The organism is Labedella gwakjiensis (assembly GCF_003014675.1).
Classification (GTDB): Bacteria; Actinomycetota; Actinomycetes; order Actinomycetales; family Microbacteriaceae; genus Labedella; species Labedella gwakjiensis.
The window spans coordinates 1,291,600-1,314,587 of the sequence record NZ_PYAU01000001.1; the positions used below are offsets into that span (position 1 = coordinate 1,291,600).

Consider the following 22,988-nt stretch of genomic DNA (forward strand, 5'->3'; position numbering starts at 1 on the left):
CCGACTCGCGGCGCTCTTCTGCCGCAGATCGGCGCAAAAGCTCTACCTCACGAGGGACTGGGGAGGCCGGGCGGGGTCAGGGGGTGAGGAGCCACGCGAGCTCGGCGCGGAGAAGGGCGTGGCGCGCTCGACTCGCGAACGCCGCGCCGTCGTGACCGAGGGCGTCGTAGACGACGCGGGCATGGCCGGACGTATGCGACCAGGCGATCGGGTGCTCGACGCCTTCGTGCCCGTGCCAGCCGATCGCGTCTACGTCATCGACCGCGAGAGCCGTGTAGAACTCATCCACGACGGTGACCGACGACACCCCGGCGCCCTCGGTGATCGGATGGCGCTCTGCCAGCCGGACGGTCCCTTGGCCCTGCGGCGGGTGGAAGGTCTCGCCCCGGATCCATCGGCCGCCGAGGATCTCGCGCCACCGGGCCCATTCGGTGAACGCGGTCGACGAGGAATGGACGGCGAGCACGGGGCGCCCCGCGGCGAGATGCGCCTCGATCCCCTCGGCGGCCCCCGCGCCCGGGACGGACGGCCTCGGGTTCCCGATGTTCACCACGAGGAGATCGGGAGGCGTGTCCGTCTCGGCGAGGCCGGCGAAGGCCGTGTCCGGGTCGTCGTCGATCACCACATCGAGGCCGACGCGCGAGATCACGCCGGCGAGTGCCGCCGACGTCTCGGCGAACGGATGCCACGGATCGAGGTACCGCCCACCACCGGAGACGAGGAGCGCGGTCCGGCGCGGCGACCCCGCCTGGTCTCCCGCGGCGACGATCAGGTGCCTCATCGCGCGTCCTCCGCGGCCGGATCGAGAAAAGGCGCGACGAGTGCCTCGAAGCGCTCGCGCGCGAGCCGCACGACTCCGGACGGGTCGGCGTCCCAGATGTCCTGGTTGAAGATCTCGACCTCCACGTCGCCTCGATACCCGGCAGCGGAGACCGCGGACGTGAGCGGTCCGAAGTCGATGTGCCCGTCACCCATCATGCCCCGCGCGAGGAGCACGTCGGCGGGGATGGGCGTGGGGAAGTCGCAGACCTGGTAGCTCGCGATGCGGCCGCCGCGGCCGGCCCGGGCGATCTGCGCGAGGACCTCGGGATCCCACCACACGTGAAACGTGTCGACGACCACGCCCACCGCATCGGCGGGGAACTGTTCCGCGATGTCGAGCGCCTGGCCGAGGGTCGAGACGACGGCCCGGTCGGCGACGTACATGGGGTGCAGCGGCTCGATCGCGAGCACCACCTGAGCGGCGGCAGCGGCGTCGGCGATTGCGCCGATCGCGTCGCGGACCCGTTCCCGCGCCCCGGCGAGATCGCGCGACCCGGCGGGGAGGCCCCCGGCTACGAGGACGAGGACGGGGGCACCCACGTCGTGCGCCTCCTCGATGGCCCGGAGATTGCCGTCGTGGGCGGCTCGTGCGGCGCGGGGCTCCGGGTCGGTGAAGAAGCCGCCGCGACACAGGCTCGACACGCGGAGCCCCGCATCCACGACGGCGCGCGCGGTGTCGGCCACCCCGAACTCGGCGAGCGCCTCGCGCCACAGCCCGACCGCGGGGACACCCGCCCCGACGGCAGCCGAGACGAGCTCGGGGATCGATGCGCGCCGCACGGTCCACTGATTGATCGAGAGCCGCCGGGCGGTGCCCGTCGCGCTCATGTTCGACCGATCCGCACGACGCCGCCCACCGCGAGGAGAGCATGCCACCTCTCGGCGGCGAGTTCGGGGTCCTCGAGGGCACCGCACGCGTTCGCGGCCTCCACGATCGCGCTCAGGTGCGGCAGGCTCCGCGCCGACTGCAGACCACCGACCATCGAGAATCCCGACTGGCGCCCATTGAGCCACGAGAGGAAGGCGATACCCGTCTTGTAGAACGGCGTCGGGGCGGCGAAGATCCGCCGCGACAGCACCTCGGTCGGTCCCAGGATGCGCCGGTACCCGTCGACGTCGTCTTCGTCGAGCCGCTGGATCGCGGCGGAGGCGTGCGGCGCGATCGCCGCGAACGCGCCGAGGAGCGCGTCCGAGTGCCCGCCGACGTCGCCCGCGATGAGGTCGACGTAGCCGAAGTCGTCCCCGGTGAAGAGGCGGACTCCGTCCGGGAGCCGCCGCCGCACGTCGATCTCGAGGTCCGCGTCGAGCAGGCTCATCTTGACCCCTCGCACGCGGTCGGAGGCCGCGATGATGTCGAGAAGGGCCCGCGGGGCGTCGCGGGTGTCGACGGAACCGAAGTAGCCCGAGAGCCGCGGGTCGAAGGCGGGACCGAGCCAGTGGAGGATCACGGGACTCATCGCCCGCTCGAGGACCTCCCGGTACACCCGGGCGTAGTCGGCGGCAGATCGCGCGGCTCGCGCCAGGTGCCGGCTGGCCATGAGGACGACGCCGGCACCCGTCTCCTCGACGACCGCGAGCTGCTCGCTGTAGGCCTCGACGACGGCCTCGAGGGAGAGGTCATCGTCGGGGAGGTGATCGGTCCCGACGCCGACGACGAGGACATCGCTCACAGCCGCACCGCGCCGCCGCGCGACACCCTCGGCCTCCGCGGCGGACCGGACGATCAGCTCGCGCACGGCCGCGGGGTCGAGTCCCATGTTCCGCTGAGCCGTGTCCATGGCGTCGGCGACCCCGAGCCCCCACGACCAGAGGTGGTGGCGGTACGCGAGAGTGCTGTCCCAGTCGATCTCGGCCGGCACTCCTGGCGTATTGTCTCCGGCGACCCGCGGGACGACGTGAGCCGCAGCGAACGCGGTCCGCGATCGCAGTGCCTCCGGCCGCACGAAACGCCAGGGCTCCGTCTGCTCGACGGTCGTCGTCGTCCCGTCGCTCGCGAGGAGCATGAGCGTCGCCGCGGTCATGCCCCCTCCCCGCCCACAAGGGCGAGCCGCCGACCCGTTCCGCTCGACTCGAGGGCCCGCTCCGCGAGAAGGAGCCCGCGGGCGCCGGAGGCGAAGTCGTACGCGTGCGGCCGCCCCGCCAGGACGTCGCGGATGAACTCCTCCCACTGGGCGCGGAAGCCGTTCACCGGCTCGGTTCCGGGCGGGACCGTCGGCACCGCGAGCCAGTCGGCGGCGTAGTCGTGCGCGTCGGGCAGGTCGGGGTTCCAGGTGGGGGTCGGCGTGCCGTCGCGCGGCTGGATCTTGGCCCCGAAGAGGCCGACGACGGCGCTGCCGAGTGTCCCGTCCACCTGGAACTCCACGAGCTCACCGCGGTCGACGCGCACGTCCCAGCTCGAATTGAGCTGCACGATCACACCGCCCTCGACCTCGATGATCGCGTAGGCCGCGTCGTCGGCCGTCGCGTCGTAGCGGACGCCCGACTCGTCGACGCGCGACGGGATGTGGGTGACGGCCCGGGTGTAGACCGCCTCGATGCGTCCGAAGAGATGCTCGATCACGTAGTTCCAGTGCGGGAACATGTCGACGACGATCCCTCCGCCGTCCTCCGCGCGGTAGTTCCAGCTGGGCCGCTGCGCGTGACGCCAGTCGCCCTCGAACACCCAGTAGCCGAACTCGCCGCGCACCGAGAGGATGCGCCCGAAGAAGCCCGACGCGATGAGCTCGCGCAGGCGCACGAGGCCGGGAAGGTACAGCTTGTCGTGGACGACGCCGTTGACGATGCCCGCATCGTCCGCGCGCCGTGCGAGGTCGAGGGCATCGGCGTGGCTCTCGGCCGTGGGCTTCTCCGTGTAGACGTGTTTGCCGGCGGCGATCGCACGGGTGATGGCTGCCACCCGGGCGCTCGTGATCTGCGCGTCGAAGTAGATGGACCACCGGTCGTCGGCGAGAGCCGCGTCGAGGTCGGTCGAGACGAGGTCGATGCCGTGGCGGTCGGCGATCCGCCGGAGCCTCTCCTCGTCGCGGCCGACGAGCAGCGGCTCGATCGCCACCCTCGAACCGTCGCTCAGGAGGACCCCGCCCTCGTCGCGCAGCGCCACGATCGACCGGACGAGGTGCTGCCGGTACCCCATCCGCCCCGTGACGCCGTTCATGATGATCCCGATCGTCTTCGTCGACATCGACTGCCCTTCGCTCAGCGGTCCGCTTCGACCGTGACCACACGGTAGCGGAAAGCGCTTTCCGTTTCTAGTCACGACTGTCGCACGACGAGCCGTGAAGGATCGGAGGGCCCGGATTCAGCGGGAAGGCGTGCTGTCGCGGAGGACGACCTCGCCGCTCACGACCTCGCGGACGGGGTCGCGGCCCTCCACCGTGGCGAGCACGAGGGCCCGCTCACCCATGTCCTCGAGGGGCAGCCGCACGGTGGTGAGGCTCGGGGCTACGTCGCGCAGCATCGCGATGTCGTCGAAACCCGCGACGGCGAGGTCTCCAGGCACGGCGACACCCGCCTCGCGAAGGCGGGTCATGGCCCCGACGGCCATGACGTCGTTCACCGCCACGACGAGGTCGACGTCAGCGATCCTCTCGAGGACCTCCCCGGCCGCGGCGTACCCGCCGTCTCGGGTGAAGTCGCTCTCGACCACGAGCGACGGGTCCACCGCGACGCCCGCCGCCGCGAACCCGGTCACGAGGCCGCCGACGCGCGACCGCGCCGCATCGAGGCGCGCAGGCCCCCCGAGCACCGCGATCCGCTCGTATCCGAGACCACTCAGGCGACGCGCGAGTTCCGCGGCACCACCGGCGTTGTCGATCTCGAGCGTCGCGAACGGCAGGCCGGGCCGACCGAGCACGATCACCCGGCCGCCCTCCGACTCGAACGCGAGCAGCTCGGCGAGCAGCCGCTCGGCCGCGTCCTCGTCGTCGACGCGGCTCCCCGACAGGATGATCGCCCGATGGCGCTGCCCCCGGAGCTCGCGCACGATGTCGAGCTCCCGCGCCGGATCCCATTCCGTCATGGCGAGGGTGACGACGAGGCGGTCGCGGGCCGCGGCGCGGAAGGCCCCAGACGCGAGCTGGGAGAAGTACGGGTCGGCGATGTCGCTCACGACGAGCGCGATCGAGCGAGCGCGCCCGAGAGCGACCGACTGCGCCGACGAGTTCACGCTGTAGCCGAGCCGATCGGCGGCGGCCTCGACGCGCTCCCGATACTCGTCCTTCACCCGCCGGGTTCCGCCGTTGAGCGCTCGCGAGGCCGTGGCGAGCGAGACCCCGGCGGCGTCCGCCACGTCCTGCAGCGTGGCCGGTCGCCGACCGGTCACGTCACGACCCCGCGTCGCGCCCGCCACGTGCACGGGGAGCGGCCGTCGAGGACCGGACGAGGAGTCGCGGCTCCACCTGGATGTGCAGCGGCGTGTCGTTCGAGGGACGCTCGATGGCCTCCACGAGCAGTCGCGTCGCGAGCTCGCCCACCCGTTCGCGGTCCGGAGCGATCGCAGAGAGCGGCGGATCCGCGTGAGCCGAGACCTCGTCGTCGTAGGCGACGATCGAGAGATCCTCGGGCACCGAGAGTCCGCGAGCGCGCGCCGCCTGCAGCAGGAGGAAGAGCGAGTTCTCGTCTCCGTGACTGAAGAGGGCCGTCGCACCGGTCGACTCGATGGCATCGAGCACGACGTTCGACCCTCCGCGCTCCCACGTGGGACCGAAGCCGAGCATCTCCCCTCCGATGATCGACGACTCGGCGTCGAACCCCAGCACATCGCGCGCGTGCACCCAGCCGGCGCGAACGAAGTCGGCGCTCTGGGTCCGACCACGGCTCACCATGGCGACGCGCCGGTGCCCGAGGTCGTGGAGGTGCCGCATGGCGCTGAACACGCCGCGTTCGTGCGCCGAGCGCACCGACGTGATGTCGCCGAGACCACCTCCCGGCAGCTCGCGTTCGATCAGCACGACGGGCACGGGGAGCGCCGCGAGGAAGTCGAGGAGCTCGCTCGATTCCTCGTGCTCGAGCACGGAGGGAACCATGAGGATGCCGGCAGCCCCGTCCTCGACGGCCTCCGCCACGAGGCGACGCTCCTCGGCGAGGTCGTAGTCCGAGATCACGAGCTTCATCTCCGCGCCGGAGTGCTCGAGCGCCGCCCCGATCCCGTCGACGACGTGCCGGTAGTAGTACGACGTCGGCACGACGACGCCGATCGTCCCCGAGAACCCCGACCGCACGCCGCGGAGGGCGCTCGAGTCGTTGGCGTCGGCCGACAGCACGGCACCACCGCGTACCTTGTCGAGGGCACCCTCGGCGACGAGACCTTCGAGGTCGCGTCGGACCGTGACGTGGGAGACGCCGAGACGATCGACGAGGTCTCCGATGCGGACGGCGCCACCCTCGCTCGCGAGGGCCAGGATCATCGCCCGTCGTTCCGCAGCCAGCATGTCGACGTCCTTCCAGCGGCGGGTGCCGGATCTCAGCATAACGAGGTTCACGAAAAGGTGAGCAATGCGGTCTGGTTCACACAAACGTGCAATCTGCTTTCCATATGTTGATTAAATGATCGATCACGTTCAGACTGGCCGCGCGCCGCGACACCGTCGTCGCGGGCCCGAGGAGTGATGACGATGATCGACCGACCCATCCGCCGGCACCGTGCGAGCGAGCCCCCATCCATGCGACGTCGCGGCGCGCATCGCACCGCCCGATGGTCGCGGACCACAGCCGCCGTCGCCGCCGCCGCGATCGCTCTCGCCACCCTGAGCGCGACGCCCGCACACGCCGCCACCGTGCAGGAGGTCGCCGTGAGCCAGGGCGGGTACAGCGCCGGGGCCTACAAGACGGCATCGGTCGTCGCCGACGGAGCCGTCGGCGGGTCCACCTGTCGCATCCTCCAGGGCGGAACCGTCGTGGTTCCCTCCTGCACGCTGCTCGACCGCGGGGCCACGTGGGGGAAGCGCGTCTACGTCGTGGACTTCACGTCCTTCGCGACCGTCGGAACGGGGTACACGCTCGAGGTCGGCGGGGTCGCCTCTCCCCCGTTCGACATCGCGACGAACGTCTGGGAGGGCTACACCGACGAGATGACGGCGTTCTACCGCCTCCAGCGCGCGGGCGTCGCCTCGGAGGACGTGTACCCAGACGGCTACAGCAGCATCGCCCCGTCGGAGAAGATCTTCCACGGCGCCGGTCACCTCGACGACGCGGCCTCCGCCGACGGCACCGAGCACTACGACCTCACGGGCGGCTGGTACGACGCGGGCGACTACGGCAAGTACGCCGGCAACCAGTGGGTGGGCGGACAGATCGCGATCACCTACCTCCGGCACGGAGACACCCCGGCCGTCGCGTTCGACGGCGACGACAACGGCGTCCCCGACCTCGTGGACGAGGCCGTATTCGGCAGCGAGTACCTCATCCGCTTCGCCGAGGAGTTCGACGGCGCACTCTACGACATCAAGGGTAGCGGAGGATTCCAGCACCCCGACAAGCACACCGACAACATCGTCGGCACGGCCGACGACCGGCGGATCTCCGGGCTCGGCGTCGGCGGATCGGCGAAGGCAGCCGGCACTCTCGCCGCGACCGCTCGCGCGATCGCGTTCGCCATCGACAACGGTCACCTCGACCCGTCCGTGGTGACCGAGTACGAGGGCATCGCCGCCCTCGCGGAGTCGACGGCACTCACCTACTACGACTACGCCGTCGCCAACCAGTCGGGGCCCATCGGCTCGTACTCGACGCGAGCGGGCATCGCGAACTCGCTCCTCTACGCGCAAGTGCAGCTGCACCTGCTCACCGGGGAGACGGCCTACCGCTCGGCAGCGGAGACAACGATCGCCGGATCCAGCTTCACGGTGCTCTCGTCGACGAACTACTGGGACATGGGGCCGCTGTCGATGGCCGAGCTGTACCCCGTCGCAACGGCGAGCGGAAAGACGAACATCCAGCGCTACCTCAAGCAGCAGCTCGACTACGTGCTCTCCTCGACCGACGACACCCCGTACGGCGTCGTCGACCAGTTCAAGAACTTCGGCGTCAACGAGCCGCACGCGTCCTACATGGCGGACACCCTGCGCTACTACGAGCTCTTCGGCGACCAGCGCGCCCTGCGAGCGGTGCTCAAGGGCATGTACTGGATGATGGGCAACAACCCGTGGAACACGAGCTGGGTCTCGGGTGTGGGTCGCGACAGCGTCCGATTCCTGCACACCCGCCTCGACGAGGAGGCGCAGAGCCAGACCGGCACCGGCGTCGTCCTCCCCGGGGCCCTCGTGAGCGGACCGAACGCGACCGATCCGCTCGACCCCACGAGCGGGATGCCCTGGTACGAGGACCGTCCCGTCTGGCAGGACAGCGGACAGCAGTGGCGGTACAACGAGTACAGCATCAGCATCCAGGCCGGCTTCCTCTACTCGATCTTCGGGCTCACCGCGGTAGGCGACGCCCCGAGCTCGACGGGCACTCCGCCCGTCGCGCTCACCGTCACGTCGCCGCTGCCGGGCGACTACGTGACCGGTGACGTCACCGTCTTCGCCCAGAGCGGCTCGTCGCTCACGAACCACGCGATCGGACCGAACTGGACGCCGATGACGAGCTCCGGCGGCGTCTCGACCGGGACGTTCAACGTGGACGCGCTCGCCCCGTTCACGACGGCACGCGTCGACGTGAGGGGCACGATGGCGAGCGGCGCGTACAGCTACAGTTCGACGCACTACCGGGTGGCCCCGCCGCTGCCGACCCCGTCCACACCGCTGCTCTACGACGGCTTCGGCAAGGACGGCGTCTTCGGCATGCAGGGATACACGTGGGTCAACTGGTACAACAACCACGCGGGGGTGGGCTCGGTCACGAACGTCACGGAGGACGGCCGCACGGCGGCGAAATTCTTCCAGAACCCGGCGACGGCGATGTCTCAGGCAAAGTTCCAACCGTGGCATCACTCGATCGACGCGCGCGGCTACGGCTTCCTGTCACTCACGATGAAGAGTCCATCGCCGAACAACCGGGTGAGGATCGACGTCACCGACGGGGTCCACAACTACAAGCTGTCGGGGAACACCCCCGTGGCGGTGCCGAACGCGTGGACCGACTACGACTTCGACCTGACGGCGTTCCCCGACCTCGACCTGTCGAAGCTCAAGATCGTGCTGTGGTTGCAGCAGACGGCCGACACGGACGGCACTCTCTTCGTCGACGACGTGGAGCTGACCAATAAGGCCTCGGGTACGGCGCCGACGCTCATGGGCACCGGTTTCTCGCCGAGCAGCGCGAGCGCGACGACGCCCGTGACGTTCACGACCACCTACACCGACGCGGACGGCCAGGCGCCCCACGTCGTCCAGCTCGTCGTCGACGGCGTGATCAAGACGATGACGGCCGTGTCGGCGAGCGACACGAACGTCATCGATGGGAAGGCCTACGCGGTGACGCTGACCCTGCCACGGGGTCCGCACACCTACTCGGTGCGGACGACCGACACGACGTCGGGGGTGGTGTCGACCACCCCGGTGGCGGGCCCGACGATCCCTTGATCGGTCGGTGATCGTCTCGTCCCCCCGGGGTGCGCCATGCGCGCTCCGGGGGGACGAGTCGTGCGTGCCGGAATCGACGAACGGACGGAGGCGCAGAACGACCGGGAAGGACGACCCACCCCGCTTCCGTTTCTGCAGCTACGCGAGCACGCCGAGGGCGCGGCCGTCGATCGCGTGGCGCAGCGGGAGGCCGCGCACGTAGCGGTCGATCTCGCCGAGTGCCGACTCCGTCATGCGGTGCGTCTCGGCGTGCATGGACCCCGCGATGTGCGGCGTGAGCTCCACGGTGGGCAACGTGTAGAACGGGTGGTCGGCGGGCAGGGGCTCGGGCTCCGTCACGTCGAGGACGGCCCGCAGGCGTCCGCTCGCGCACTCGGCGACGAGGGCGTCCTGATCGACGAGCCCGCCGCGCGCCGTGTTGATGAGCACGGAGTCGTCCGCAAGGAGTGAGAGGAACCGGCGACCCACGATCCCGCGCGTCTCGGGGAGCTCCGGAGCATGCAGGCTCACGATGTCGCTGCGGCGGGCGAGGGTCTCGAGGTCGACGGACGTGGCTCCCGACGCGGCGACCGCCCCGGGATCCACGACGGGATCGAAGACGAGGACGCGGAGGTCGAAGGGCCGCAGGAGCTCGGCGACCCGACGACCGACGCGCGAGAAACCGACGAGACCGACCGTGCCGCGGTAGTTCACGGCCGGTGGCACGTGGCGGCGCCAGGAGTCGTCACCGTCGCGGTGCTCGCGCAGACCGCGCGCATACTGCCGCGCGCGCTTGCCCTCGAGAAGGATCGTCGCGAGGGCGAACTCGGCCACCGGAATGGCGTTCGCCTCGGCCGCCGACGTGACGACGATGCCCCGATCCCATGCGGCCTGCGTCATGAGCGACTTCACCGAACCGCCCGTGTGGAACACAGCGCGCAGCGCGGGCGCGGCATCGAGCACGTCCTGGTCGATCGGCGGAGCACCCCATCCCGTGACGAGGACCTCGATCTCGGCCAGACGCGACCGCGTGGACGGTGAGCTCAGCTCACTGACGCGAGGGGGGACGCGGAGGTCGAGAAGGGCGGAGAGCCGCGCGGCGAGGCCGGCGTCGAAGAGATCGGAGTACGCCGCATCGCCCATCACGACGAGAGCGGGTGGACGACGGATCGACGGTGACGACGACGCGGGAGGAGCCATGTGAGCGATTCGACCACAGTCGGTTCAAGTTCACAAGACTTAAACCTTGCATTTCTCTTTTGTTATTTTCTATTGCTTTTCGTGTGAAGTGGTCCCACTATGGTCGAGGACGCACACCGACGTGCTCGGGATCTCCTCCCGAACCGGAACTCGTGCCGACACCCGACGCTGCGAGAGAGCAGCCGACATCCTCTGGAGGAGAACGATGAAGAATCGCACGCGATCGGCCATCGCGGCCATCGTCGCGGTCCCGCTGGTCCTGGGCACGGCGTCGTGCAGCCAGGACGCCGGTGGGGACGACGGCGACATCACCACGATCGAGATCATGGGCAAGCCCGCCGCCACCAACACGGCAGCCCTCGAGCTGTTCGAGAAGCAGGTGGCGGAGTTCGAGGACCTCAACCCGGACATCCGCATCGAGGCGTCCGACGTGCCCTGGGACGCGAAGACCTTCGTGACCCGGCTCGCCGGCGGCAGCGCACCCACCCTGCTCCGGGTGCCGCTCACGGAACCGCCGTCGCTCATCGAGCGCGGGCAGGTGGCCGACCTCTCCGCCGAGCTCGCCGACGTCGAGAGCTTCGACGCGCTCAACCCGCGCGTCATGGAGTTCCTCGAGGAGGACGGCGCGGTCTACGGCATCCCGGAGAAGAGCTACGCGTTCGGACTCGTCTACAACCGCACGCTCTTCGAGCAGGCCGGTCTCGACCCCGACGCCCCGCCCACCACGTGGGACGAGGTGCGCGAGGCGGCCAAGGCCATCACCGAGAAGACCGGGAAGGTCGGGTTCGGGGAGATCACGACGAACAACTCGGGCGGCTGGCACCTCACCGGCTACACCTACACGTATGGCGGCAGCGTCATCGAGCAGGGCTCCGACGGAACCTGGACGGCATCGTTCAACGACGAGCCCACCAAGGACGTCCTCGAGTGGTGGAAGCAGATGCGGTGGGAGGACGACTCACTCGGCGACAACGTGCTCGGCAAGCAGGAGGACCTCGTCGCCGAATTCACCGCCGGCAACGTGGGCATGTGGATCTCTGCCCCACCGGACGTCTACCCGAACTACATCGCCTCCGGCGGCGACCCCGAGGCCTTCGGCGCCGGTGCCATGCCGCAGGGCGGAGCGGACGCCACCCTGGCCGGCGCGACCGTGCTCATGGTGAACGCGAAGGCGACGGACGCCGAGCGCGCAGCCGCCGTGAAGTGGATGGACTACCGCGCCCTGCGTCCCAACTACGACACGGAGGTCGCGGCCGAGACCGCGAAGGCGAGCGCCGCTGACGGCCTGCCCGTCGGTGTACCGGTACTGCCGATCTTCGACGACAAGACCTACGCCTCCTACACGGATGCGATCTCCGAGTACGTCAACGTGGACGTCGACCACTTCGCGTCGTACGTCGACTCGCTCGGCTCGCTCGAATACGTGGCCGAACCGCCCGTGGCCTCGCAGGAGATCTACGCGGCACTCGATCCGCTCGTCCAGGCCATCCTGACCGATGAGTCGGCGGACATCGATTCCCTGCTCGACGACGCGGAGACCCGCGTCAACGCGATCCTGGCGCAGAACGCATCATGACGATCGCGCCACCCGGCCTCCGCGACGCGCCTGCTCCGCGCGTCGCGGAGGCGACCGCGCCTCCCCCCGCCCGTCGCCGGGGCCGGGGGAGCGCGCGTCGCCGCGCGGCCGTCGCCGGCGCCGTCTTCCTGCTGCCATCGCTCGTCCTCTTCGGATACTTCGCATGGTGGCCGATCGGCCGCAGCGTGGTGCTCGCGTTCCAGCGCACGAACCTCGTCTCCCCCGCCGAGTGGGTGGGAACCGCGAACTTCGACGCCCTCTTCGCCGACCCGCTCCTTCCCACGGCCGCACTCAACACGCTGTGGTTCTCGGTGCTGTCCCTCGCGATCGGTCTCCCGATCCCCCTGCTGTGCGCCGTCCTCATCTCCGAGCTGCGCCGCGGCGGCACTCTCGCACGCGTGCTGTCCTACCTCCCGGTCGTCGTGCCCCCTGTGGTCTCGGTCCTCCTGTGGAAGACCTTCTTCAACCCCGGTGAGGGCGGCGTCGTCAACAGCCTGCTCGGACTGGTCGGGATCGGCCCCCTCCCCTGGCTGCAGTCGCCCGAGCTCGCGATGCCGAGCCTCGTGATCGTCGCGACCTGGTCGGGTGCGGGTACCGCGATCCTCATCTACCTCGCCGCCCTCTCGGGTGTGCCGTCCGAGCAGTACGAGGCCGCCGAGCTCGACGGCGCATCGGTGTGGCAGCGCGTGCGGTTCGTCACCCTCCCCCGACTCCGCGGTGTGATCCTCGTGCTGCTGCTCCTCCAGATCATCGGAGCGCTCCAGGTGTTCACCGAGCCCTACGTCATGACGGACGGCGGGCCGGCGAACGCGACCGTCACGATCCTCCTCATGATCTACCGCTACGCCTTCCTCTTCGGAAACTACGGCGTGGCCACGGCGCTCAGCGTGCTCCTGGCCGGGGTGCTCGTCGTCGTCTCCGCCGTCTACCTCCGCGTGACCCGTTCCTGGAGTACCTCATGACCGCGACAGCCCCGCCCACTCCGATCCCGACGCCCGTGGCCGACCCCGCTCCCCCGGCGTCGTCGTCCAGGCGCACGGCCACCCCTCGGCCGGAACGTGCGCGGAGCATCCTGTCGACGTTCGACTGGAAGCGACGCTCGACGCGTATCGGGTGGCGCTCGATGCACACGGTGCTCCTCGTCGCCCTCGTCGCGCTCGGCGCCGTGCCCCTCCTCTGGATGGTGCGGGCGGCCATCTCGACGACGACCGATCTGGTCAACCGCCCGCTGAGCCTCATCCCCGACCCCGCCCGCTGGTCGAACATCGTCGACGCGTGGAACCTGCTCGGGATCGGCCAGTACCTGGCCAACACCGTCGGTCTCGTCGCGGGATCCTGGGCGGTCCAGCTGATCGTCGCGACGACGGCCGGCTTCGCGCTCGCGATCATCCGTCCGTTCTACGGACGGATCGTCTACGGCGGATTCCTCGTGACGCTCTTCGTGCCCGGCACCGTGACGCTCATCGCCCTCTACCTGACGATCCTCGACCTGCCGGGGCTCGGCATCTCCCTCGCCGATTCCTGGTGGGCTGTGTGGTTGCCCGCCGGAGCGCACGCGTTCAACATCCTCCTGGTGCGGCAGTTCTTCGACGAGATCCCACGGGAGCTCTTCGAGGCCGCCCAGATCGACGGCGCCGGATGGTTCACGATCTTCTGGCGCATCGTGCTGCCCCTGTCGAAGCCGATCCTCGCGGTCGTGTCGCTGCTGTCGATCATGACGGCGTGGAAGGACTTCCTGTGGCCGCTCATCGTGTTGTCGGATCCCGCGACCCAGCCCCTCGCCGTCGCACTGCCACGACTCGCGCAGAACACCGATCCCGCGTTCCTGATCGCGGGACTCCTCATCGCCACGATCCCGCCCATCCTGATCTTCCTCGCCTTCCAGCGACAGATCGTGAGCGGCATCGGGTTCTCGGGGCTCAAGGGCTGACTGCCGTCAGCGCCCGCCCGTCACTCCCGTCCGCTCCGGACACGTCTCTCTTGGAGGAACCATGTCACGCCATCCCCGGTCCCGGTTCATGCGGCTCGCCGCCCTCGCGGCGGCAGGCGCACTCGCTCTCGGAGCGACGGTGACGGAGTACAGTCCGCCGTCGGCAGTCGCGCTCGCTCCTCTCCCGGTGTTCACGGAGGTCGGCGAGATTACCGTGGACTCGCAGCTCACCTACAACCCCACCGGCGAGCAGATCTTCCCGAGCGTCCTGCACGCATCCGAGTACTTCGCGAACCCGCTGGGCGAGTGGTACCTCTACTACGCACCCCACGAGAACCCCGGCGGAATCTCCCTCATGTACGCCGACGACCTCGACGGACCCTGGACCGAACACACCGCCAACCCGGTCGTCGCCAACGTCTGGCAACCCCACTACTCCACCTACCACGTCTCCAGCCCCGACGTCATCTGGAACACCCAAGCCGACAAGCTCTTCCTCTACTTCCACGGCGGAAACGACGTCACCCGCATCGCCTCCTCCGACGACGGCATCACCTTCGACTACGAGAAGATCGCCGTCGACAACGCGGCGAGCGGTACGGGCGTCACGGAGACCTCCTACGCGCGTGTCTTCCCGCACCCCGACCCCGCGTCGATCTACGAGTACGCCATGTTCTACATGGACAAGCTCGGCAACAAACGGCGCATCCGCGTGGCGGAGTCCGTGGACGGACTCGACTGGGTCGTCCGTCCCACCCCGCTTGTCGGAGGCGGCTCCGACGGCGACAACGTGTCCGGAGGGAACCTCTGGGAGTGGGAGGGACAGCTGTACGTGATCTACCACGCCGGTTCCGGTCGCATCCATTCGCGCACCGTGGATCCCACCCTCACGACCACCGGGCCGCTCGTCGCGCTCTACGGCCTTCCCGACCCGGCAGACCCGACGAAGCTCATCCGCGCGGCGGCCCCCGAGATCGTCTCGGCCGAAGGCAAGACGTACCTCTTCTATGAGCAGGGCGACCGTCTGAACGCCACCATCTCCCTCGCCGTGTCGGACGCCTACCCGAGCGATCAGCCGTTCGACGTGGACGCGACGGCCACGTCGACGTGCGCGAACGGCGTGGCCCGCGTCACGGTTCGTGCTCACAACGAGTCGGGACGGGCTGTCGACATCGGGATCGCGACGTCGTACGGGGGCCGCCAGTTCAACGGGGTCGCCGACGGCGCCACCGTCGCACCCACGCTCTCGTCCGGCGGGGCGTCGATCCCCTCGGGAACCGCGACCATCACGCTCGTCGTGCGTCCGAACGGTGTCGCCACATCCGCGACGATCACCGCCCCCTATACGGCGATCACCTGCTGATCCACCTCCGCACCCCGCACCCTCCACCCCCGCCATATGCCGCGTTTGAGCGTGTTTGCACCGGTACAACGGTGCAAACACGCTCAAACGCGGCATGTGGTGGAGGGCGGGAGGGCGGCCAGGTGAAGAGGGCGGGAGGGCGGCGAGGTGAAGCGGGCGGGGGGCGTCAGCCCGCGAGGGCCGCTGGCGAGGTGCGCTCAACGGAGACCTCCACGTAGCGCTCGTCCGCCGTGGTCACGCGGTATTCCACGCCCGTGACGTCGATGGTCGCGGTGGTCTCCACATCCGACGGGGTGCCCACCCAGAGGTCGACCGTTCCCGGCTCCACGATCCGTCCGCCGCGGATGCCCGTGAACGCGAGCCGCGGCGTCGGCACGGTGAAGCGCACCACCGCCTCCTCGCCCGGCTCGAGCGCGATGCGCGCGTAGCCGAGAAGCTGAGCGACGGGGCGCGTCACCTGGGCGAAGAGGTCGTGCCCGTAGAGCTGGACGACGTCGACGCCGGCACGGTCGCCCGCGTTGCAGACGCGAACGGTCGCGGAGAACGCCGCCCCCGCGTCGACGCTCTCGTCCACCGCGAGGTCGCTGTGCACGAACCGCGTGTACGACAGCCCGAACCCGAACGGACGCACCGGGGTGACGTCGGCGCTCGTGATCTCCGACGAGCCCCCGAGGATCGGATGCAGGTAGGTGAAGGGCTGGGCGCCCGCGGATCGCGGAAGGGAGACGGGCAGCCGGCCCGAGGGCTGGACGCGCCCCGACAGCACGCCCGCGAGCGCCCGTCCCCCCTCCTCGCCGGGGAAGAACGCCTGCACGACGGCCCCCGGCGCTCCGGCCGAGTCGAGCGCCCACCCAATGGCGTACGGCCGGCCGGAGAGCACCACGAGTACGACCGGGGTCCCGGTGGCGAGCACAGCCTCGACGAGATGCCGCTGCACGCCGGGGAGTTCGAGCGACTCCACGTCGTTGCCCTCCCCCACGGTGCCGCGCCCGAAGAGCCCGGCACGATCGCCGACCACGACGACGGCGAGATCGGCGGCCGCCGCCACCGCCTCCGCCTCGGCGAACCCGGAACGGTCGTCCCCCTCCACTGCGCACCCAACAGAATGAGTCACGACCGTTCCGGGCATCTCGTCGCGCAACGACTCGAGCACGCTCGGCAGGGCGATGCCCGCCTCCACGCCCGGGTGGTGCGCGAGCACATGGTTCACGAACGAGTAGCAGCCCATGAGCGCATCGGACGAGTCGGCGTTCGGCCCGATCACGGCGATGGTCGCGGGTGCCGATGTCGAGCCGGCGAGCGGGAGGACGCCGTCGTTCGCGAGCAGGATCACCGACTCCTCGGCGAGCCGCAGTGCAATCGCGCGGTGCTCGGGGGTGTCGAGGTCGATCGCCGTGGGCGCCTCGTCGAAGCGGGCGTCGAGGAGCCCGAGCTCGTCCTTCTGCGCGAGCACTCGCAGCACGGCGCGATCCACGAGGGCTTCGTCGACACGTCCGTCGCGGACGCGCTCGGCGAGCGGCTCGAGGAACGCGTCGCCCGTCGGCAGCTCCACGTCGATGCCCGCGGCGAGCGCGAGCGCGGCGGCCTCGCCGCGGTCGGCGGCGACGGCGTGCATGAGGTGGAGGAAGGCGACGGAGAAGTAGTCGGACACGACGGTGCCGTCGAATCCCCAGCGCTCCCGGAGGACCTCGGTGAGGTAGGTGGGGTCGGCGCCGACGGGGACACCGTCGATCTCCGCGTACGAGTTCATGACCGAGCGGACCTCGCCGTCGAGCACGGCCATCTCGAACGGCGGCAGCAGCACGTCGTTGATCTCCCGCGCTCCGGCGTGCACCGGCGCGTGGTTACGGCCGGCCTGCGACGCGGAGTACCCGACGAAGTGCTTGAGCGTGGCATGCACTCCGCTGGACTGCAGCCCACGGACATACGCGGTGCCGATGGTGCCGACGACGTAGGGGTCTTCCGCGATGCACTCGTCGACGCGGCCCCATCGCGGGTCGCGGATGACGTCCAGCACGGGGGCGAGCCCCTGGTGCACGCCGATCTCGCGCATCGACCGTCCGATGAACGCGGCCATCTCCTCCACGAGCTCGGGGTCGAACGACGCCCCCCACGCGAGAGGTGTCGGGAACGTGGCCGCCTGCCAGGCGGCGAGTCCCGTGAGGCACTCCTCGTGCACGAGGGCCGGGATCCCGAGTCGCGTCTCGGCGACGAGCCGACGCTGCTCCTCCCAGAGCCACGCCGCCCGCTCCACGGGGTCCACGGGACGCGTCCCGTACACCCGCGTGAGCTGACCGAGACCGTGCCGCGTGAACTCCTCGTAGCGCGTACTCGTGGCCATCTCGCCGGCGAGCGGGGCCACGACCTCGTCGCCCTGGTCCACCCAGAATCCGACGAGCTGCGCGAGCTTCTCGTCCAGGGTCATGCGTGAGAGCAGGTCACGGACCCGCTCGGAGTACTCGTGCACGGACAGGGTCCTTTCGGCGGTCATCCCTTGACCGCTCCGGTGAGGCCGCCGACGATACGGCGTTCGAAGAAGGCGAAGAACAGCAGGGCCGGGATCATCGACAGCGATGTGAACGCGAGCACCCTGGCGGTGTCCACCGAGTACTGCGACGAGAACGCCTGCACGCCGAGGGGCAGCGTGAACGTCTCCTGGTTGTTCAGGATGAACAGGGGCAGCAGGTAGCTGTTCCAGCTCGCGATGAAGGCGAGGATGCCCACCGTGATGACGCCGGGCATCGCGAGCGGCACGACCATGCGCCAGAAGAAGCCGAGGCGGCTGCAACCGTCGATGAACGCGGCCTCCTGGATCTCGTCCGGGATGGCCCGCAGGAACGGCACGAGGATGATGATCGTCGTGGGCAGCGCGAACGCGATCTGCGGAAGGATGATCCCGCCGAGCGAGTTCATGAGGCCCAGGTTCTTGATGAGGATGTAGAGCGGCGTGATGGCCACGGTCATCGGGAACATGAGACCGGCGGCGAACGTCGCGTAGAGGGCGCCGCGTCCGCGGAAGTCGTAGCGGGCGAGGACGTAGCTCGCCATGAGGCCCAGCACGACCACGCCGAGGGTCGTCGCCGCCCCCGCGATCGTGGAGTTGAGCACCTGCCGCCAGAAGACGCCGCCTGTGAGCACGTCGAGGTAGTTGCCGATGTTCCAGACCGTCGGCAGCCCAGCGGGGTCCGTCGTGATCTCGCTGTTCGACCGGAATCCGCCGATGATGATGAACGCGACGGGCGCGAGCATCGCGACGATGATGACGACGGCCGCGACGTAGCCGAAGGGCCGGCCGAGTCCACGTCGGATCGGCGCCTTGCTCGGTCCTGGGCCGCGCGGGCTGACGCCCGGCATGTTGACGGTCTCGAGTGTGGCGGTCATCGTCCGGCCTTTCCGGTGATCGCCCCGGCGGTGTCGCGCCGGAGCACGTACCGCTGATAGATGAGGGCGACGACGAGTGAGATGAGGAACAGCACGACGGCGACGGCGTTGCCGTACCCGAAGTTGCCCGAGTTGCGACCATTCGTGACGAGGTAGGTCGCCATCGTGGAGGTCCCAGCCGTCGACGAGACGTACTGGCCCCAGATGATGTAGACGAGGTCGAACAGCTGGAGCGCTCCGATGATGGAGAGGAACGCCCAGATGCGCAGCGTCGGAGCGAGCAGCGGCAGGACGATGAGCCGCTGGATCTGCCAGTAGGAGGCGCCGTCGATCGCCGCGGCCTCCGACAGCTCCTCGGGGATGCCCTGCAGTCCCGCGAGGAACAGGATCACCGCGAAGCCGATGTACTTCCAGGTGATGATCGCCATGAGTGTCCAGATGGCGATGTCGGGGTTCGAGAGCCAGTCCTGCTGGGCCGACTCGAGACCGAGCTTCTCGAGCAGTCCGTTGACGGCGCCGTTCGTCTGGAGCATGAGGCTCCAGCCCGTTCCCACGACGACCTCGGAGATCACGTACGGCACGAAGATGAGGACGCGGATGATCGACTGTCCGCGCAGCTTCTGGTTGAGGAGGAGCGCGAGCAGGATGGCGACGGGCCCCTGGAGCACGAGCGAGAGCACGACGATGATCGCGTTGTGACGGAGCGCGTCGTGGAACGTGGGGTCCTGCAGGATCGTCAGGTAGTTGCGGAACCCCACGAAGTCGGTGGGTACGCCGAAGCCCTGCCAGCTGAAGAAGCCGTAGTAGGCGGCCATCACGATCGGGAAGATCACGAAGCCGAGGAAGACGATGAGGGCGGGGCCGACGAGCACCGCGATCTCGAGCCGGGCGCCCCAGGCGCGGCCGCGCACCCCGACGGGGCTGGGCGGCGGCGACTGGGGACCCGCGCCCCGGAGGGCGCCGCCAGTGGCGACGCCCGCCGGGGTGTTCGCCTCGTTCGACGAACCGACCGGGGTCTGCAACATGAGCGCTATGCCTTCGCCGCGGCGGCGTTGACGGCTTCCACGAGCTGCTCAGGCGTGCTCTTGCCCGCCAGGAGGTCGACGACGCCCACGTTCAGCGCGTTGCCGACGTTGAGGCCGTAGACCGTGTCGAGCCACTGCGAGACGTACGGGGCCGCGTTGTACGACTCCAGGATGGACTGCAGGTACGGCTCGGTGACGGCTTCCTGGGCGACCGTGTTCACGGGCGGCGCATTGAACGCCTTGTAGTAGTTCTCCTGCACGTCGCTCGTGGCGAGGTAGTTCAGGAAGTCCGCGCACTCCGTGGGAGCGGTCGCCGAGCAGGAGTAGCCGTCGACGCCACCGAGGATCGCGCCCTCGCCACCGTCACCGCCCTCGACCTCGGGGAACGGGAACCAGGAGAGGTCGGGGAGCGGCTGCTCGTCCGGGGTCAGCGAGGCGATCACGCCGGGGTTCCAGGCACCCATGAGCTCCATACCGGCCTGGTGGTTGGCGAGGAGTCCTGCAGAGCTTCCGGCGCCCTGCTGGGCGGCGGTCGTGAGGAAGCCCTCGTTGAAGGGCTCGGTAGCGGCGAAGTCCTCGAGGTCCTCGCCTGCGCGGACCCAGCAGTCGTCGTCGAAGTTCATCGTGTCGGCTGCCTCGGCGAGCGTGTCCTGGCTGCACTCGCGGAGAGCGAAGAAGTAGTACCAGTGCGCGGCGGGCCAAGCGTCCTTCGCACCGAGGGCGATCGGCTGCACGCCGGAGTCCTTGAGCGCCGAGACGGCGTCGTCGAGCTCGTCCATCGTCGTCGGCGCCGCGGTGATGCCGGCGTCGTCGAAGAGGTCCTGGCTGTAGAAGATGCCGCCGGGGAGAACGGCGACGGGCATCGCGTAGACCTTGTCGTCGAGCGAGTTCGCGGAGAACGAGCCCTCGGGGATCTCGGTCGTCGCCTCGTCCGAGAGGAGGTCGGTGAGGTCCATGAGCTGACCGGCCGCGACCATCGCGGCCATCTTGCCGCCGCCGCGCTGGAGGAAGACGTCGGGGGCGTCGCCCGAGTTGAGGGCGGTCTGGAGCTTGCCGTCGAGGTCTTCGTTCTGGATCGCCTGGGCTTCGATCGTGACGCCCGGGTTCTCCGCCTCGAAGTCGGCGATGGTCTGGTCCCAGAATTCCTGTCCCGGACCAGTGGTGGAGTTCTGCCAGAGCGTCATCGAGACGCTGCCGTCGGAGGACCCGCCGCCGTCGTCCGTGGAACACGCACTGAGCGCGAGTCCCGCGAGGAGGAGGGCGGAGGATCCGGCGAGGATCTTGGTGGCCTTCATGAATGTTTCGACCTGTTCTCTTCGTTGAGCGGTGTGTCCCGGGGGATCACCAAGGGGGGAGTGAATCCGTGCCCTCTCGGGCGGCGCTGTCCGGGCGGGCGCCGGCAACTCTGCTGTGGGCGTCCCCTCGGACGGTGAAAGTCTCACCCGGCCAGAAAATAGTGTCAAACGTTTTCGAAAACATTTTCCAAAGGGCGTATGGTGACCTCCATGCCACCTCGCCCCACGATCCACGACGTCGCAGCGGCCGCCGGCGTCTCCGTCGCCACGGTGTCGAAGGCGGTCAACGGCCGCTACGGGATCGCCGCGGCCACCGCGCAGAGGGTCCTCGACGCCGTGCAGGAGCTCGGATACGAGTCGAGTCTCGTGGCGAGCTCGATGCGATCGCACCGGACGGGCGTCATCGGGGTGCTCGTGGCCGACTTCGAGCCGTTCAGCGCCGAGATCCTCAAGGGCGTCGGCGCCGCGCTGCACGATTCGCGCTACGACCTGCTCGCCTACAGCGGCACCCGCCAGCGCGACAGCGAGGGCTGGGAGCGGCGCTCCCTCAGCCGATTGAGCGGCACCCTCATCGACGGCGCGATCATGGTGACGCCCACCGTCGTGGGGGCGTCGACCGAGATCCCCGTCGTGGCGATCGACCCGCACACCGGCCGCGCCGACCTTCCCACCGTGGAGTCGGACAGCTTCACAGGAGCGATGCAGGCGACCCGGCATCTCATCGAACTCGGGCACCGTCGCATCGGATTCCTCGCCGGACGCCCGGACCTGCGGTCGTCGATCGCGCGCGACGCCGGCTACCGGCGCGCGCTCGTGGAGGCGGGCATCCCCGTGGATCCGGCGCTCATCCGCGTGGGCATGTACCTGCAGGACGCCTCTCGCGAACCGGCCGAGGCTCTCCTGTCGCTCCCCGACCGACCGACCGCCGTGTTCGCCGCGAACGACCTCATGGCCATCGCGACCATCGAGGTGGCGTCTCGGCGTGGACTCGCGGTTCCGCACGACCTGTCCGTCGTGGGGTTCGACGACGTCCCGGAGGCGTCGCGACTGAACCCGGCGCTCACCACGATCCGCCAGCCCATGCAGAACCTCGGCGGCACCGCCGTGCAGATGCTCATCGCCCTCATGGCCGGAGAGCAGCCCGACCACCTGCACGTCCGCCTCCCCACCCGTCTGGTCCGTCGTGCGACGACGGCTCCACCCGCCTGACCGTCCTCGAACGGTCCGTCGCCGCGCGCGTCGACGCCGGAACCGGACACAATGAGACGGTGACGACACCACCAGCACTTGCCCCTCGTCGGCACCGCATGTGGGTCCTCCCCCTGCTCGCCATCCCGGCGGTCATCCTCGCGGCGGTGGTCGTCACCCTCGCGCTCCGCTCCGTCGGTCCACCGCGCGAGCTGACCAGGGCCGTCTTCGTCATGATGCTCGTCGGCATCGCCGCGGCCCTCGTCGTCCTCGTCGTGTCGATCGTGAGGTTCGCGCGCAGGCCGCCGACACCGCGTGCCGTCCGTCCGCCCGGTCTCTCCCAGAAGCTGTCGGCGGAAGACGCGGAGCGGCGCGGCCTCACACCCGAGGAGTACGGCGTCTACAAGGGCGACGTCGGCAGCATCGTCACACCGGTCAACTCGGCGGGCGGCCTGCTGTTCCTCGCGGTCCTCCTGTCCGTCATCAACGCCTTCGTCCTCGTGCTCGTCGGCGTCCTCATCGCCCAGGCGAACGGGATCCTCGCGCGGAACCCGGACGACAGCGATCTGGGTCCGGTCGAGTGGGGCTTCCTCGTGCTCTCGCTGCTCTCGGTCCCGGTCGCGTGGCGCTACTACCTCATCGAACGCCGGGCGCAGAAGCTGCGCGTCTCACGCGGTCTGCCGCCGATCCTCCGCTGACACTCCGGAGAC

The 22,988-nt window shown here is 69.6% G+C and carries 18 protein-coding genes; 7 read left to right on the forward strand and 11 right to left on the reverse strand.

Annotated features, from left to right (window positions below):
* Positions 1-76: 76 nt before the first annotated feature.
* The 6 genes from CLV49_RS06050 to CLV49_RS06075 form a co-directional block, all read right to left on the reverse strand.
* A complete protein-coding gene (locus CLV49_RS06050) occupies positions 77-781 on the reverse strand; it encodes a ThuA domain-containing protein (RefSeq protein WP_106562732.1) in 705 nt (234 codons plus the stop codon).
* On the reverse strand, positions 778-1,650 hold the full coding sequence (locus CLV49_RS06055) for a sugar phosphate isomerase/epimerase family protein (protein ID WP_106562733.1): 873 nt from the start codon (positions 1,648-1,650) through the stop codon (positions 778-780). The genes CLV49_RS06050 and CLV49_RS06055 overlap by 4 nt, the downstream gene beginning before the upstream one ends.
* A complete protein-coding gene (locus CLV49_RS06060; RefSeq protein ID WP_106562734.1) occupies positions 1,647-2,843 on the reverse strand; it encodes a DUF993 family protein in 1,197 nt (398 codons plus the stop codon). The genes CLV49_RS06055 and CLV49_RS06060 overlap by 4 nt, the downstream gene beginning before the upstream one ends.
* Positions 2,840-4,003 carry a Gfo/Idh/MocA family protein gene (locus CLV49_RS06065; protein ID WP_106562735.1) on the reverse strand — a complete coding sequence of 388 codons (1,164 nt, stop codon included), beginning with the start codon at positions 4,001-4,003 and terminating at the stop codon, positions 2,840-2,842. The genes CLV49_RS06060 and CLV49_RS06065 overlap by 4 nt, the downstream gene beginning before the upstream one ends.
* A 117-nt stretch (positions 4,004-4,120) precedes the next feature.
* Positions 4,121-5,143, reverse strand: coding sequence for a LacI family DNA-binding transcriptional regulator (locus CLV49_RS06070; protein ID WP_106564919.1), 1,023 nt, complete (start codon positions 5,141-5,143; stop codon positions 4,121-4,123).
* A gap of 1 nt (position 5,144) precedes the next feature.
* Complete coding sequence (locus tag CLV49_RS06075; RefSeq protein ID WP_158261913.1) at positions 5,145-6,251, reverse strand: LacI family DNA-binding transcriptional regulator; 1,107 nt, start codon at positions 6,249-6,251, stop codon at positions 5,145-5,147.
* A gap of 183 nt (positions 6,252-6,434) precedes the next feature.
* On the opposite strand from CLV49_RS06075, the gene CLV49_RS06080 reads away from it, so the two are divergent.
* Positions 6,435-9,341, forward strand: a complete 2,907-nt coding sequence (locus CLV49_RS06080; protein WP_127054555.1) for a glycoside hydrolase family 9 protein — start codon at positions 6,435-6,437, stop codon at positions 9,339-9,341.
* Between the two features lie 138 nt (positions 9,342-9,479).
* Here the strand turns inward: CLV49_RS06080 and CLV49_RS06085 are convergent, their stop codons facing one another.
* Complete coding sequence (locus tag CLV49_RS06085) at positions 9,480-10,520, reverse strand: hydroxyacid dehydrogenase (RefSeq protein ID WP_106562738.1); 1,041 nt, start codon at positions 10,518-10,520, stop codon at positions 9,480-9,482.
* Between the two features lie 205 nt (positions 10,521-10,725).
* Between CLV49_RS06085 and CLV49_RS06090 the strand changes: the two genes are divergently transcribed.
* From CLV49_RS06090 to CLV49_RS06105, 4 genes are all read left to right on the forward strand, one after another.
* Positions 10,726-12,096 (forward strand): ABC transporter substrate-binding protein, encoded by a 1,371-nt coding sequence (locus tag CLV49_RS06090; RefSeq protein WP_127054557.1) that lies wholly within the window; start codon positions 10,726-10,728, stop codon positions 12,094-12,096.
* Complete coding sequence (locus CLV49_RS06095) at positions 12,093-13,058, forward strand: carbohydrate ABC transporter permease (protein WP_106562740.1); 966 nt, start codon at positions 12,093-12,095, stop codon at positions 13,056-13,058. The genes CLV49_RS06090 and CLV49_RS06095 overlap by 4 nt, the downstream gene beginning before the upstream one ends.
* Positions 13,055-14,026 (forward strand): carbohydrate ABC transporter permease, encoded by a 972-nt coding sequence (locus CLV49_RS06100; protein WP_106562741.1) that lies wholly within the window; start codon positions 13,055-13,057, stop codon positions 14,024-14,026. The genes CLV49_RS06095 and CLV49_RS06100 overlap by 4 nt, the downstream gene beginning before the upstream one ends.
* 61 nt (positions 14,027-14,087) lie before the next feature.
* Positions 14,088-15,389, forward strand: a complete 1,302-nt coding sequence (locus CLV49_RS06105) for a glycoside hydrolase family protein (RefSeq protein WP_146145355.1) — start codon at positions 14,088-14,090, stop codon at positions 15,387-15,389.
* Positions 15,390-15,555: 166 nt separating this feature from the next.
* Here the strand turns inward: CLV49_RS06105 and CLV49_RS06110 are convergent, their stop codons facing one another.
* Genes CLV49_RS06110 through CLV49_RS06125 form a run of 4 tightly spaced genes read right to left on the reverse strand, consistent with a single transcriptional unit; the run spans position 15,556 to position 21,090 of the window.
* Positions 15,556-17,880, reverse strand: a complete 2,325-nt coding sequence (locus tag CLV49_RS06110; protein WP_106562743.1) for a beta-xylosidase/alpha-l-arabinosidase — start codon at positions 17,878-17,880, stop codon at positions 15,556-15,558.
* Positions 17,877-18,770, reverse strand: coding sequence for a carbohydrate ABC transporter permease (locus CLV49_RS06115; protein ID WP_106562744.1), 894 nt, complete (start codon positions 18,768-18,770; stop codon positions 17,877-17,879). Before CLV49_RS06115 ends, CLV49_RS06110 begins: the two co-directional genes overlap by 4 nt.
* Positions 18,767-19,795, reverse strand: a complete 1,029-nt coding sequence (locus CLV49_RS06120) for a carbohydrate ABC transporter permease (protein WP_106562745.1) — start codon at positions 19,793-19,795, stop codon at positions 18,767-18,769. The genes CLV49_RS06115 and CLV49_RS06120 overlap by 4 nt, the downstream gene beginning before the upstream one ends.
* Positions 19,796-19,800: 5 nt before the next feature.
* Positions 19,801-21,090, reverse strand: a complete 1,290-nt coding sequence (locus CLV49_RS06125; protein WP_106562746.1) for an extracellular solute-binding protein — start codon at positions 21,088-21,090, stop codon at positions 19,801-19,803.
* Positions 21,091-21,300: 210 nt separating this feature from the next.
* Between CLV49_RS06125 and CLV49_RS06130 the strand changes: the two genes are divergently transcribed.
* The gene (locus tag CLV49_RS06130; RefSeq protein ID WP_106564920.1) at positions 21,301-22,299 is read left to right on the forward strand and encodes a LacI family DNA-binding transcriptional regulator; all 999 of its coding nucleotides are present in this window, start codon (positions 21,301-21,303) and stop codon (positions 22,297-22,299) included.
* A 59-nt stretch (positions 22,300-22,358) separates the two neighbouring features.
* Complete coding sequence (locus tag CLV49_RS06135; protein ID WP_127054437.1) at positions 22,359-22,976, forward strand: hypothetical protein; 618 nt, start codon at positions 22,359-22,361, stop codon at positions 22,974-22,976.
* Positions 22,977-22,988: the final 12 nt, after the last annotated feature.